Here is a 12643-nt window from a genome sequence, read left to right as displayed (position 1 = left end):
AGGGAATTTGGAAATGGCAATCTCGGGCACATCAGAAAAATCAACCGGCCGCATTCGTCTGGGCATGGTCGGCGGCGGGCAGGGCGCGTTTATCGGCGCGGTGCATCGGTTGGCGGCACGCATGGATGACCATTATGAATTTGTCGCCGGTGCACTTTCCTCCAGCCCGGAAAAATCTGTGGCCTCCGGCAAGGAACTGGGCCTCTCCGGCGATCGCATCTATGGCGATTTCGCTCAGATGGCCAAAATGGAAGCCAAGCGCCCCGATGGCATCGAAGCCGTCTCCATCGTCACGCCGAACCACATGCATTACCCCGCTGCCAAGGCCTTCATCGAAGCCGGCATCCATGTGATCTGCGACAAGCCGCTGTCGCTAAATCTGAAAGAGGCGAAGCAGCTTGAGACCTTACTGAAGAAAAATCCGAAGGTGATCTTCGCGCTCACCCACAATTATTCCGGCTATCCGATGATCCGCCATGCCCGCGCCATGGTGGGGCGCGGTGACCTCGGCGAAATCCGTTTGGTGCAGGGCGAATATCCGCAGGATTGGCTGACCGAGGCCATCGAAAAAACCGGTCAGAAGCAATCCGTCTGGCGCACTGATCCCAAGCGCTCCGGTGCAGGCGGCAGTGTGGGCGACATCGGCACGCATACATATCAGCTCGCCACTTTCGTTTCAGGCCTCACACTGGATTCGCTCGCCTGCGAGCTCACCAGTTTCGTCAAGGGCCGCGCGCTGGATGACAATGTGCAAGCCATGCTGCGCTTCAAGGGCGGCGCCAAGGGTGCCATCTGGGCCAGCCAGGTGGCGGTGGGCAATGAAAATGGTTTGAAGCTGCGCGTCTATGGCACCAAGGGTGGCCTGGAATGGACGCAGGCTGATCCGAACTATCTGTGGTTCACCCCCTATGGCGGTGAAAAACGCTTGATCACCCGCGCCGGTGCCGGTGCCGGGCCGGAAGCCGCACGCATGACGCGCGTGCCATCGGGCCATCCGGAAGGCTATCTCGAAGGCTTCGCCAACATCTATTCGGAAGCCGCACTCGCCATCAAGGCCGCGCGCTCCGGCGGCAAGGCGCCAAAGGAGGTCATGTTCCCCGGCATCGCCGATGGCGTGGCGGGCATGGCCTTCATCGAGGCTTGCGTGAAATCATCCAAGGCCAATGCCAAATGGGTGAAGGTCTGAGCTTCACTTGAAAAGCACGGGGGCTGGACTTACCTCTGGCTCAGGTCTAGACCCCCGCTCATTCGATCCACTTTCACTTAAGGGTTGAGAGGCTGCGTTCCGCAGTCAAGGCAGGGGCATGTCGCCTTGTGAACCGGAAACAGAAGGGATCAAGCCATGGCATTTCCGCCGAATTACGGCCAGGAGCGGCGCAGCCGCGAAGTGGCCAAGCAGCGCAAGGCGCGTGAAAAGCAGATGAAGCGCGACGAGAAATCGACGCAGCGCAAACACGAGCCGGACGAGGCCGAAACAGTGCCGCAAGCGGCCGATACCGAAAAGGATATTCAGAATGGCTAAGAAAGAAAAAAAGCAGGAAGATGTCTTCGTGATGTTCGATGTTGTCTATGAAGACGGCACCAAAAGCTCACGCCGCAAGATCAATGCGGTTGGCCTGTCGAAAGATGAAATCGAAGACCACGCCCGCACCGAGATCATGAACCAGGACCGCAAGATCGCCGAAATGTCCGGCAAGCCGCGCGGCAATATCAAGGAACTGGCGCGCTCGGAATAATCGCGCCTCAGCGCTTGGGCACCGGGTGCAATTCTGGTGCCTGCAAGCCCTCAAACGGATCGGCCCAACCTGGCAGCCGCATCAAGCCATCATTCCACCGCGACAGATTGGGATAGTCGGCGAGTGGCAACCCGGCCACATCATTGAAGGGCAGGAACGTGGCCATGCGGAAATCGGCATAACTGATGCCGCTGTCCATCAGCCATTCACGGTTCTTCAGGTGATCATCAAGGATGCGGGCCGCCTTGTGGAAAAGCGCTTCGCCTTCCTTCACTTTGTCATGCTCGACGGGGCCGAAGCCGTAGCGCTGCTTTGTACCGAACTCGAAATGCACGATGTCGCAGGCCCAGACAAAATTGGCCTTGGCCCAGCTGATCCAGCGGATCATCTCTGGCGTCTCTGCATCCATGCGCCAGAAATTGGAACCCACCATCATGGAAAGCCGGCACGCAATCGCATCCGCCTCCCATAAAGAATGCCCATCCTCAACGAGAATGGGCAACAGCTGCGTCGGGTTTAGCGCCTTGAATTTGGCTTCATGCGCAGGCGCAAAGGTTGAAGCAAATTCCAGGCTGACCGGCGCTTGCAAATATCTTGCAACCGCCACGGCCAGCCGTGGATTTGGATTTCTGGAGAAGTAGAGAATTTTGCTCATGCAATCACCTCTTCGCCAGAGTGGCTTCAGGCAAACTTCTGCTTGAGCTTGCCGTCCTTGTACATCTTGGCCATTTCGGCCAGCGGGATCACTTTTTTGATCTTGCTGGCATTGCCGGCGGTGCCGAATTCATTGAAGCGCGCCGTGCACAGCTTGGTCATCGCTTCCATCGCTGGCTTCAGATATTTGCGCGGGTCGAATTCGCTGGTGTCTTCAAACAGAATCTTGCGGATGGCACCGGTCATCGCCATGCGGTTGTCGGTGTCGATATTGATCTTGCGCACGCCATGCTTGATGCCGCGCTGGATTTCCGAAACCGGCACACCCCAGGTCGGCTTCATCTTGCCGCCAAACTTGTTGATGATTTCCTGCAGGTCTTCTGGCACCGAGGACGAACCATGCATCACCAGATGGGTGTTTGGCAGCTTCTTGTGGATTTCTTCAATCACATTCATCGCCAGCACTTCGCCGTCCGGCTTGCGGGTGAACTTGTAGGCGCCATGAGAGGTGCCCATGGCAATCGCCAGAGCGTCCACATCGGTTTCCTTGACGAATTTCACCGCTTCATCTGGGTTGGTCAGCAACTGGTCGTGGCTGAGCTTGCCTTCGGCGCCATGGCCGTCTTCCTTGTCGCCCATGCCGGTTTCGAGCGAACCCAGCACGCCGAGTTCGCCTTCAACCGAAACGCCACCGGCATGCGCCATGTGAACCACATCGCGGGTCACGCCCACATTGTAATCCCAATCGCCCGGCGTCTTGCCGTCGGCCTTGAGCGAGCCGTCCATCATTACCGAGGTGAAGCCCGATTGCATGGCGGTCACGCAGGTGCCGGCTTCATTGCCGTGATCGAGATGCACGCAGACCGGAATGTTCGGATAGATTTCGGTCACGGCGTCCATCATGTGGCGCAGCATGATGTCATTGGCGTAAGAGCGCGCACCGCGCGAGGCCTGCAGGATCACCGGCGAGTCGGTGGCGCTGGCGGCGGTCATGATGGCCAAAGCCTGTTCCATGTTGTTGATGTTGAATGCCGGAACGCCATAGCTGTGCTCAGCGGCGTGATCGAGCAATTGGCGAAGGGTAATGCGGGCCATGTATTCCTCCTGATGGGCTTTTCGGGCGTGCCTTAAAGGAGTTCAGGCGGCCAGACAAGCAAAATGAGGGGCGTACATCAAAATGTGACGGGGGCTGGAGGCAGGCTGCAAAAATGCTAACAGAAGGCCCATGTCTGAATTCACCCCGCTCATCGCATCGCTGCCTTCGTCCGTGCCTTTTGTCGGTCCCGAAACGCTGGAGCGGCGCAGTGGCGCTGCCATCCAGGCCCGCATCGGCGCCAATGAGAATGTGTTTGGCCCCGCACCTTCTGTGATCCAGGCGATGCAGGATCATGTGGCCGATGTGTGGAAATATGGCGACCCGGAAAACCATGACCTGAAGCAGGCACTGGCCGCGCATCTGGGCGTGGCACCGGAAAACATCTGCGTGGGCGAGGGCATCGATGGCCTGTTCGGCTATGCACTGCGCCTGTTCGTGGAACCGGGTGTGACGGTGGCCACCTCGCTGGGCGCTTATCCAACCTTCAATTTTCACGCTGCGGGTTTTGGCGGGCGGCTGGTCACCACGCCTTATGTGGAGGATCGCGAAGATCCAGCTTCACTGCTTGATCTCGTGAAGCGCGAAAACGCGCGTGTCGTCTACCTCGCCAATCCTGACAACCCGATGGGCACGGTGTGGCCAGCAGCCAATGTGCAGCGCTTCATCGACGCGCTGCCCGAAACCACCATGCTGATGCTGGACGAAGCCTATACCGAATTCGCACCGCCCGGCACGCAGCCGCCGCTGGATGTTACGCGCAAAAACGTCCTGCGCTTCCGTACATTTTCGAAAGCCTACGGCCTCGCCGGAATGCGCGTCGGCTATGTCATCGGCGAAGCCGAAACCATCAAGGCCTTCGACAAAATCCGCAATCATTTCGGCATGACGCGCCTGTCTCAGGTGGCAGGCCTTGTCGCGTTGAAGGATCAGGCCTGGCTGCAGCATGTCGTCACCGAAGTGAGCGCCGCGCGCGAACGCATTTACAGCATCGCCCGCGCGCATAATTTTGCGCCCATTCGCTCCGCCACCAATTTCGTCGCCGTAGATTGCGGCAAGGATGGCGCTTACGCCAAGTCACTTGTTGATAGCCTGCTTCAACACGGCGTCTTCGTGCGGATGCCCGGCGTGGCCCCGCTCAACCGCTGCATCCGCATTTCTGCCGGAAAAAAAGAGCAGCTCGATCTGCTCGAAGCCGCTCTTTCCAAACTCGTCTAGTTCGGCGCCGAAGCGCTTACTTCTTCTTCGGCTTGGCCTTGTTAGCAGCCTTGGCTTTCACCGGCGCCTTCGCCACTACAGCTTTGGCGGCGGGCTTGGCCGCAACCGGTTCAGCCACCGCGACTGGCAACGGCGCAGCCTTGGACGCAGGCTGGCTGCGGCGGGCCAGAAGCCCCGTTAGCCAATCCGGGTCCATCTGCGGCACCGATGAGAGCAGAAGCTCGGTGTAAGCCGGGTAGGGCGGGTTCAAAACCTTGGTCTTGAGGCCCTGCTGCACCACCTGGCCCTTGTTCATCACCACGATCTCATCCGAGATGGCACGCACGGTGGCGATGTCATGGGTGATGAACATATAGGTGACATTGGTTTCCTTCTGCAGCCGCATCAGCAGCTGCAGGATTTCTTCCTGCACGATCTGGTCAAGCGCTGAAGTCACTTCATCGCAGATGATCACTTCAGGTTCAGCCGCCAGCGCACGCGCGATGGAAATGCGCTGCTTCTGTCCGCCCGACATTTCAGACGGGAAGCGGTCGATGAAGCTTTCGTTGAGTTCGATCGATTCCAGCAGCTCCACCACCTTGCGGTCGCGAGCAGCACCCTTCAGGCCCAGATAGAATTCAATCGGGCGGCCAATGATGTCACGCACCCGCTGGCGCGGATTGAGCGCCGTATCAGCCGACTGATAGATCATCTGGATGCGGCGCAGCGTGTCGCGGTCGCGGTCTTTCAAGTTCGGCGGCAATGGTTTGCCATTGAACAGCACTTCGCCCTTGGTGGGCGGCAGAAGCCCAGTGATGGCGCGTGCCGTGGTCGATTTGCCTGAGCCCGATTCACCCACCACGGCCACAGTGCGGCCGCGCGGAATCTTGATCGAGACATTGTCGAGAACCTTGTTGCCGCCGCCATAGGAGGCATCAACATTCTTCAACTCCAGCACGATGTCTTCGCTGGGGGATTCTTTCTTTACCAGGCTGCGCACCGCCCAGAGCGACTTGGTATAGTCCTCCTTCGGGCTTTTCAGCATGGAGCGCGTGTCGGATTCTTCGACCAGGTTGCCATAGCGCAGCACCATGATCCGGTGCGCCATCTGGGCCACAACAGCGAGATCGTGGGTGATGTAGATGGCAGCGGTGTTGAACTGTTCAACGATGTCGCGCATCGCCGCCAGCACTTCCACCTGCGTGGTCACGTCAAGCGCCGTGGTCGGTTCGTCGAAAATAATCAAATCAGGCCGGCATGACATGGCCATCGCCGTCATCGCGCGCTGCAGCTGGCCACCGGAGACCTGGTGCGGATAACGTTCGCCGATTGTGTCCGGGTTGGGCAGGCGCAAGCGTCCATAAAGGTCGCGCGCATCGCTCTCAGCCTTTTCCTTGGACATGACGTCATGCGCCAAGGCGGTTTCAATCGTTTGGTCGATCAGATGATGAGCCGGGTTGAACGAGGCCGCAGCGCTCTGCGCAACATAAGCAATGCGGGAACCCCAAAGGCCGCGCTTCTGCTCTTCCGGAGCATTTACGAGGTCAATGCCGTCAAACATGATGCTGCCCGCGCTGATGCGGCAGCCGGGCCGCGCAAAGCCCATGGCGGCGAGACCGAGGGTGGATTTGCCGGCACCCGATTCACCGATCAGGCCCAGCACCTCACCGCGCTTGAGCGTGAGGTCCACGCCCTTGACGATGGGGTTCCACTTGTCGTCGCTTTTGCCTTCGATCTTGATGCCCGTCATTTGCAGAAGGGCATCACCTTTTACGCGCTTGCTATCAGTTGCCATTACTTGAGCCCCGAAGTTTTGTGCAGGAACCAATCCACCACGAAGTTCACCGCAACAGTCAGCAGGGCAATGGCACTGGCTGGATAGAAGGGCACACGGATGTAGGGGAAGGCTTGCGCTGGATAATTGATGAGAGTCTTGTTCTCGGCCACCATCGAGCCCCAATCCGCCGTGGGCGGCTGAACGCCGACGCCGAGGAACGAGAGTGCGGCGATGGTGAGGAACACGAAGCAGAAGCGCAGACCAAATTCAGTGATCAGCGGCGGCAGGATATTCGGCAGGATTTCGCGGAACACGATCCACGGCGTGCGTTCACCACGCAGCCTGGCCGATTCCACATAATCCATCACCGCCGAGTTCAACGCCACGGCACGCGCCAGACGGAACACGCGGGTCGAGTCGAGCAGCGCCAGGATGATCACCAGGTTGACAACGCTCTTGCCCAGAACAGCCAGCATCATCAAAGCGAAAATCAAAACCGGAATGGCCAGGAAGGCATCAACCACGCGCGATACGCCCTGGTCGAACCAGCCGCGCAGCAATGCAGCCAGAATGCCCAGCGTGCCGCCGACAAAGAACGAGAACAGCGTGGTGATCAGCGCGATGCCGATCGTGTTGCGCGCACCGTAAATCAGGCGCGAGAAAATATCTCGGCCGATCTGGTCGGTGCCCAGGATGCTGAGTTCGCTCGATGGCAGATAGGCTTTGCCGATCACCTGCGCTTCGCCATAAGGCGCCAGCAGCGGGGCGAAGATCGCAACCAGCGCATAGATCAGGATGACGATCATCCCGAACCAGGCCGAAAGCGGCGCGGTCTTCAGCGTGCGAATGACGTTCTGGGTAAAAGTCCGGCGCGCTTTGATATCGCGTAACGGGGCGGGTGCTGAGGTGCTTGTCATTTCGGGTGCAACAATCTTGGATTTGTGATGATGGCCACAACGTCAGCCAGAAGGTTGAGCGTGATGTAAGTGGCAGCGAAGATCAAAGCGCAGGCCTGCACGACGGGCATGTCACGGCTGGACACGCCGTCCACCATCATTTGCCCGATGCCGGGATAGACATAAACCACTTCCACCACCACCACGCCCACCACCAGGTAAGCGAGGTTGAAGGCGATAACCGTGGCAATCGGCGCCCAAGCGTTAGGGAGAGCGTGGCGCAGGATGACCTGCATCTTCGACACACCTTTGAGCTGGGCCATTTCAATATAAGGGCTGGACAGCAGGTTGATGATCGAAGCGCGCGTCATGCGCATCATGTGGGCGATGATCACCAGTGTCATGGTGATGGCGGGCAGCGCCGCCTTGTAGAGATGCTCGCTGAACGTGGTCGATGAATTGATCATCGACAATGTCGGGAACCAGCGCAGCTTCAGCGCGAAAGCAAACATCAGCAGATAGGCGATGAAGAATTCCGGCGTGGCAATCGTGGTCAGCGTCACGGAGTTCACAATGCGGTCGTACCAGGTGTTGCGGTACAGCGCCGCCAGCACGCCCAGCAGCAGCGCCAAAGGCACCGCGAACACGGCGGCCATGCTGGCCAGGAAGAATGTATTATAGAGACGCGGGGCGATAATCGCAGAAACGCTGCGCTTGATCGTGCCCGTTGTGCCGGAATAGCTGTTGCCGAAATCGCCCTGCACAGCATTGCCGATCCATTCGAAGTAACGGACGTAAGCCGGCCGGTCGAGGCCAAGCTGATGGTTGAAATTCGCAACCAGTTCAGGTGTGGCACCCTGGCCTAGAATGTTCTGGGCATAACCGCCCGGCAGCATCTGCAGGGACGAGAAGATGATGATAGAGACGGCAAACAGGGTGATCAAACCCAGGCCAAGCCTCTGCAATACGGTGCGTAAAACTGGATGCATCGCTGCGCCCACCCCCTCGTTACTTGTTAAGCCCCAGCCTGATTGGTTTTGACGCTATCAGACGATTTTTAGTCTGTCACAAAAAATTCGCATTGGTTAAAAAAGTTATCCACCCGGCGGCAGCGGTCTTGCACGTCAGGGTCTGATTCCGCCAAAAGAGCGACATGAACGAAAATCTTTTGAAGCCCGGCATCCTGCCTGCCGCAGCAATCAGCACATTGTGTGATCAAGGCATAATCAAACTGGCGCATAAAGCGGATGCTGATCAGGTGCAGCCCGCCAGCCTCGATTTGCGCCTCGGCCCAACAGCTTACCGCGTGCGCGCGTCATTCTTGCCCGGCCCGAAGCAAACGGTGGCCGAGCGCCTCAAGGGTCTTGTGCTGCATGAAATGGATTTGGCGGGCGGCACGGTGCTGGAAACCGGCTGCGTCTATATCGTGCCGCTGCTGGAAAGCCTGAAACTGCCCAAGGGCATTTCCGCCGCCGCCAATCCGAAAAGCTCCACCGGCCGCCTCGACATCTTTACGCGCGTGATCACCGATTATGCGCAGGAATTCGACAAAGTGGCCGAAGGCTACGAAGGCCCGCTCTATGCCGAGATCAGCCCGCGCACGTTCCCAATCCTTGCACGCCAAGGCTCCCGCCTGTCGCAAATCCGTTTCCGCAGCGGCGCCTCGCTCGCCACTGATGATTTGATCCGTGCACTGCATAATAAGGAACCGCTGATCACCGAAGGCGAAGTGAACATCGATGGCGGCCTGGCGCTGAGTGTTGATCTCTCCGGCATCAAACAGAACGAACCCATCGGCTTCCGCGCCAAGCGCCATTCGGCGCTGGTGGATGTCGACAAGAAGGCCGCGTTGGAGGTCCTCGATTACTGGGAACCCATCTGGCAAAAAGCCTCGCTCATCCTAGACCCCGACCAGTTCTACATCCTGGCCAGCCGCGAGGCGGTCAGAATCCCGCCCACCCACGCCGCCGAAATGGTTCCCTACAACCCGCTCGTCGGCGAATTCCGCGTCCACTACGCCGGCTTCTTCGACCCCGGCTTCGGCCACGCGAGCGGCCACGGCGAAGGCGCAAGAGCCGTGCTGGAAGTGCGCAGCCACGAAGTGCCGTTCATTCTGGAGGACGCCCAGATCATCGGAAGGTTGGTCTACGAACCGCTGACCGCAGCCCCAGAAGTCGTCTATGGCGGTGGGCTGGGTTCGAACTACCAGAAGCAGGGCCTGAAGCTGTCGAAGCACTTCAAGCCGTATATCGTCGGCACGCATTAGAAAGAGCCCTCATCCGCCTGTCGGCACCTTCTCCCATCGCTGACGCGACGGGCGAAGGCGGCGCGCTGCAAAGCTTGAGATGATCGCCTTCGCCCGTTGAGCGAAGCGAAATGGGAGAAGGTGCCGAAGGCGGATGAGGGCTCTTCGCAACAAGACGCGAGTCCACCCTTGTTCGCCCCACATCACATGGAGCGGAAGGGAAGAAAGCGGAGCTCATCTCAAATGAGCCCCGCTTTCCCAGTCGTGTGAGCAGGAGGGAATGCTCCCGCCAGGCTCTGGCCCGATGCAGAATTCTGTGAAGAGAAGACAAGGGCCAAAGCCCGGGTGGGGAACGCAGCGATTTTAAATTCGGCGGCAATATTGGTTAGCCATTGAAGGCGCTTGGGTCTTAGTGCCCGAGGTCTACCGACGAAGCTCCCGGTCGCGATGAGTGTGTGGATCACCACCAGCAGGCGCTGCACACTGATCCGGCAATATGGGAACACGGTGCACATTGTTCCCTCCTTTCAGGTTCAGTGCGAAGAGGCATATAGTCCTATATTGGGAAATTGTCAATAGCAATTCCTCGCTTGACTTCAGCTATCTGCTCAGCTAGCTGTACAGAAACATCTACAGATAGCTGCACAGGAGTATCAGATGGGCCTACTTATGACACTAAGCGACGTAGAAGAGCTTTCTGCTGGTATTTGGTTGTTTGAGCTTCCGCCGCATCAAATGGCCCATTTTGGAAAGGCGCAAAATTCGATTGGCGCAACCAGCGCTATTCTATTCAAATCTTGTTCTTTCGAATCCAAAACGAGGCAGCTCCAATTTGAAGCTGAGAACGTAGTTCCAACCAACGTTGGTACATCGTCTCGAACGATCGGGTTTTTATCAGAAAGTTTGACCGGTCGCCCAGTGACGAAGCCTAGAGAGATCAATGCTGAGACTGCGTTACTCGGCCCAGGAGACAGGGCGTTTCTAGACCTTACCAAAAAAGAAATGTCTCAGAAAATGCATGAAACGGCGCTCGCGCTTTTGAAGGAAGTACGTTCTCGCTCTCCAGGAAACCTTAAGAGGGGGCAATCAAGAAATTTCAGCGAGACACCAGATAATTTTTGGTACGTCATTGTCCAACCGCAGATCGACGAGCTTTCGATAACGGTTAGGGGAACCGTGGGACACTTCGCCAACGTTTCAAAACTAGAGATCAAGAATGATCGTGGAAACACTCGTTTCAAAGTTAGAAATTTGAACGACATTCCTGAAGCGGTTGCCCTGATATTTCACGCAGTTCGAAAACCTAGTTAACTTGAACGATAGGACCTTGATGATCGACTGATATCTTCTGGCGGAGGTTGAAGCGGGATCTCGGTTTTCGCCGCGGTGACGAAGGAATAGAAGAGAGATGAAAAAGAGATGGGCGGGTCAAGCCCGCCCATGGAGAGATATTGGGTAAGACCTCGACTCTTACTTCATCACCGGCATCACAAACTCCGCACCCGCACGGATACCCGTGGGCCAGCGTGAGGTCACGGTCTTCAGCTTGGTATAGAACCGCAGGCCTTCCGGGCCGTGCATGTGATGGTCGCCGAACAGCGAGGCTTTCCAGCCGCCGAAAGAGTGGAACGCCATCGGCACCGGGATCGGCACATTGATGCCCACCATGCCCACCTGGATCTGGTGCGCGAATTCGCGCGCCGCATCACCGTCACGGGTGAAGATCGCGGTGCCATTGCCATATTCATGATCGTTGATCATCTTGGCGGCGGTGCCGTAATCCTCGACGCGCACCACCGAGAGCACGGGGCCGAAAATCTCTTCCTTGTAGATTTTCATGTCGGTCGTCACATTGTCGAACAGCGAGCCGCCGACGAAATAACCACCTTCATAACCCTGCAGCTTGAGGCCGCGGCCGTCGACGACCAGCTTGGCGCCTTCTTTTTCGCCCTCATTGATGTAGCCCGTCACCTTGTCGAAATGCTGCTTGGTGACCAGCGGGCCCATCTCGGCCTCCTTGTCGGTGCCGGGGCCAACTTTCAGCGCGCGGATCTTCGGCTCCAGCTTGGCGATCAGCGTGTCGGCGGTCTTCTTGCCGACGGGCACGGCAACCGAGATTGCCATGCAGCGCTCGCCAGCCGAACCATAGGCGGCACCCATCAGGGCATCGACGGCCTGGTCCATGTCGGCATCCGGCATGATGATCATGTGGTTCTTGGCACCGCCCAAAGCCTGCACGCGCTTGCCGTTGCGCGTACCTGTTTCATAGATGTAGCGGGCAATCGGCGTGGAGCCGACGAAGGACACAGCCGAAATATCGGGATGGTTGAGGATCGCATCCACGGCTTCCTTGTCGCCGTGAACGACGTTGAACACGCCCTTCGGGAGACCGGCTTCTTCCAGCCACTTGGCCAACAGCAGTGAGGCGGAAGGATCACGCTCGGAAGGCTTCAGGATGAAAGTGTTGCCAGCAGCGAGTGCGATCGGAAACATCCACATCGGCACCATGGCCGGGAAGTTGAACGGGGTAATGCCAGCGACAACGCCGAGCGGCTGGCGCATGGCATAAGAGTCAACGCGCGTGCCGACATTCTCGGTGAATTCGCTCTTCAAAAGCTGAGGGGCGCCGGTGGCGAATTCCACCACTTCCATGCCACGCTGCACTTCGCCGATGGCGTCGGAAACCACCTTGCCATGTTCTTCGGAAATCACTGTGGCCAGTTCCACCGTGCGCTCTTCCAGGATGCGCAGGAACTTGTTGAGGATGCGCGCCCGGCGCAGCGGGGTTGTATTGGCCCAATCGGGTGCGGCCTTCTTGGCAGCGGCCACGGCCTCGCCCACCTGGGCGGTGTTGGCCAGAATAAGCTCGCCGGACTGTTCGCCGGTGGCTGGATTGAAGACGGGGCTCTTGCGGCCAGACTTTCCGTCCACAAACGCGCCGCCGATATAATGCTGAATGGTCTTGGCCATGTTTTCCTCCTGATGATGCCGCCTCTATGCGCGCATGTGATTTGCACAGCAAGATGAACATTTGCATTTTTGATG

General features: G+C 58.1%; 12 protein-coding genes. 6 read left to right on the top strand and 6 right to left on the bottom strand.

Annotation, left to right across the window (positions count from 1 at the left end; genetic code table 11):
• Positions 1-13: 13 nt before the first annotated feature.
• From F8B91_RS10300 to F8B91_RS10290, 3 genes are all read left to right on the top strand, one after another.
• Entirely contained in the window at positions 14-1186 is a 1173-nt protein-coding gene (locus F8B91_RS10300; protein WP_196503607.1) for a Gfo/Idh/MocA family protein, read from the top strand.
• A 156-nt stretch (positions 1187-1342) separates the two neighbouring features.
• Positions 1343-1522, top strand: a complete 180-nt coding sequence (locus F8B91_RS10295; protein ID WP_196503606.1) for a hypothetical protein — start codon at positions 1343-1345, stop codon at positions 1520-1522.
• On the top strand, positions 1515-1736 hold the full coding sequence (locus F8B91_RS10290) for a hypothetical protein (RefSeq protein ID WP_196503605.1): 222 nt from the start codon (positions 1515-1517) through the stop codon (positions 1734-1736). The genes F8B91_RS10295 and F8B91_RS10290 overlap by 8 nt, the downstream gene beginning before the upstream one ends.
• A 7-nt stretch (positions 1737-1743) precedes the next feature.
• On the opposite strand, the gene F8B91_RS10285 is transcribed toward F8B91_RS10290, so the two are convergent.
• Positions 1744-2391 carry a glutathione S-transferase family protein gene (locus tag F8B91_RS10285; protein ID WP_196503604.1) on the bottom strand — a complete coding sequence of 216 codons (648 nt, stop codon included), beginning with the start codon at positions 2389-2391 and terminating at the stop codon, positions 1744-1746.
• 26 nt (positions 2392-2417) lie between these two features.
• Complete coding sequence (gene fba / locus F8B91_RS10280; protein ID WP_196503603.1) at positions 2418-3485, bottom strand: class II fructose-bisphosphate aldolase; 1068 nt, start codon at positions 3483-3485, stop codon at positions 2418-2420.
• A 130-nt stretch (positions 3486-3615) separates the two neighbouring features.
• Here fba and F8B91_RS10275 point away from each other — a divergent pair, with 130 nt between their 5' ends.
• On the top strand, positions 3616-4701 hold the full coding sequence (locus tag F8B91_RS10275) for a pyridoxal phosphate-dependent aminotransferase (RefSeq protein ID WP_196503602.1): 1086 nt from the start codon (positions 3616-3618) through the stop codon (positions 4699-4701).
• A 16-nt stretch (positions 4702-4717) separates the two neighbouring features.
• On the opposite strand, the gene F8B91_RS10270 is transcribed toward F8B91_RS10275, so the two are convergent.
• The 3 genes from F8B91_RS10270 to F8B91_RS10260 are packed head-to-tail and all read right to left on the bottom strand — an operon-like array spanning position 4718 to position 8342.
• Positions 4718-6475, bottom strand: coding sequence for an ABC transporter ATP-binding protein (locus F8B91_RS10270; protein WP_196503601.1), 1758 nt, complete (start codon positions 6473-6475; stop codon positions 4718-4720).
• Entirely contained in the window at positions 6475-7374 is a 900-nt protein-coding gene (locus F8B91_RS10265; RefSeq protein ID WP_196503600.1) for an ABC transporter permease, read from the bottom strand. The genes F8B91_RS10270 and F8B91_RS10265 overlap by 1 nt, the downstream gene beginning before the upstream one ends.
• A complete protein-coding gene (locus F8B91_RS10260; protein WP_196503599.1) occupies positions 7371-8342 on the bottom strand; it encodes an ABC transporter permease in 972 nt (323 codons plus the stop codon). The genes F8B91_RS10265 and F8B91_RS10260 overlap by 4 nt, the downstream gene beginning before the upstream one ends.
• 164 nt (positions 8343-8506) lie before the next feature.
• Here F8B91_RS10260 and F8B91_RS10255 point away from each other — a divergent pair, with 164 nt between their 5' ends.
• Positions 8507-9619 carry a 2'-deoxycytidine 5'-triphosphate deaminase gene (locus F8B91_RS10255; protein ID WP_196503598.1) on the top strand — a complete coding sequence of 371 codons (1113 nt, stop codon included), beginning with the start codon at positions 8507-8509 and terminating at the stop codon, positions 9617-9619.
• Positions 9620-10255: 636 nt separating this feature from the next.
• Positions 10256-10909, top strand: coding sequence for a hypothetical protein (locus F8B91_RS10250; RefSeq protein ID WP_196503597.1), 654 nt, complete (start codon positions 10256-10258; stop codon positions 10907-10909).
• A 159-nt stretch (positions 10910-11068) separates the two neighbouring features.
• On the opposite strand, the gene F8B91_RS10245 is transcribed toward F8B91_RS10250, so the two are convergent.
• Positions 11069-12568 (bottom strand): CoA-acylating methylmalonate-semialdehyde dehydrogenase, encoded by a 1500-nt coding sequence (locus F8B91_RS10245; RefSeq protein ID WP_196503596.1) that lies wholly within the window; start codon positions 12566-12568, stop codon positions 11069-11071.
• Between the last annotated feature and the right edge of the window lie 75 nt (positions 12569-12643).

Source organism: Aestuariivirga litoralis (genome assembly GCF_015714715.1).
In the GTDB taxonomy this organism is placed as follows: domain Bacteria; phylum Pseudomonadota; class Alphaproteobacteria; order Rhizobiales; family Aestuariivirgaceae; genus Aestuariivirga; species Aestuariivirga litoralis_A.
This window is presented reverse-complemented; position numbering and strand designations above follow the sequence as displayed.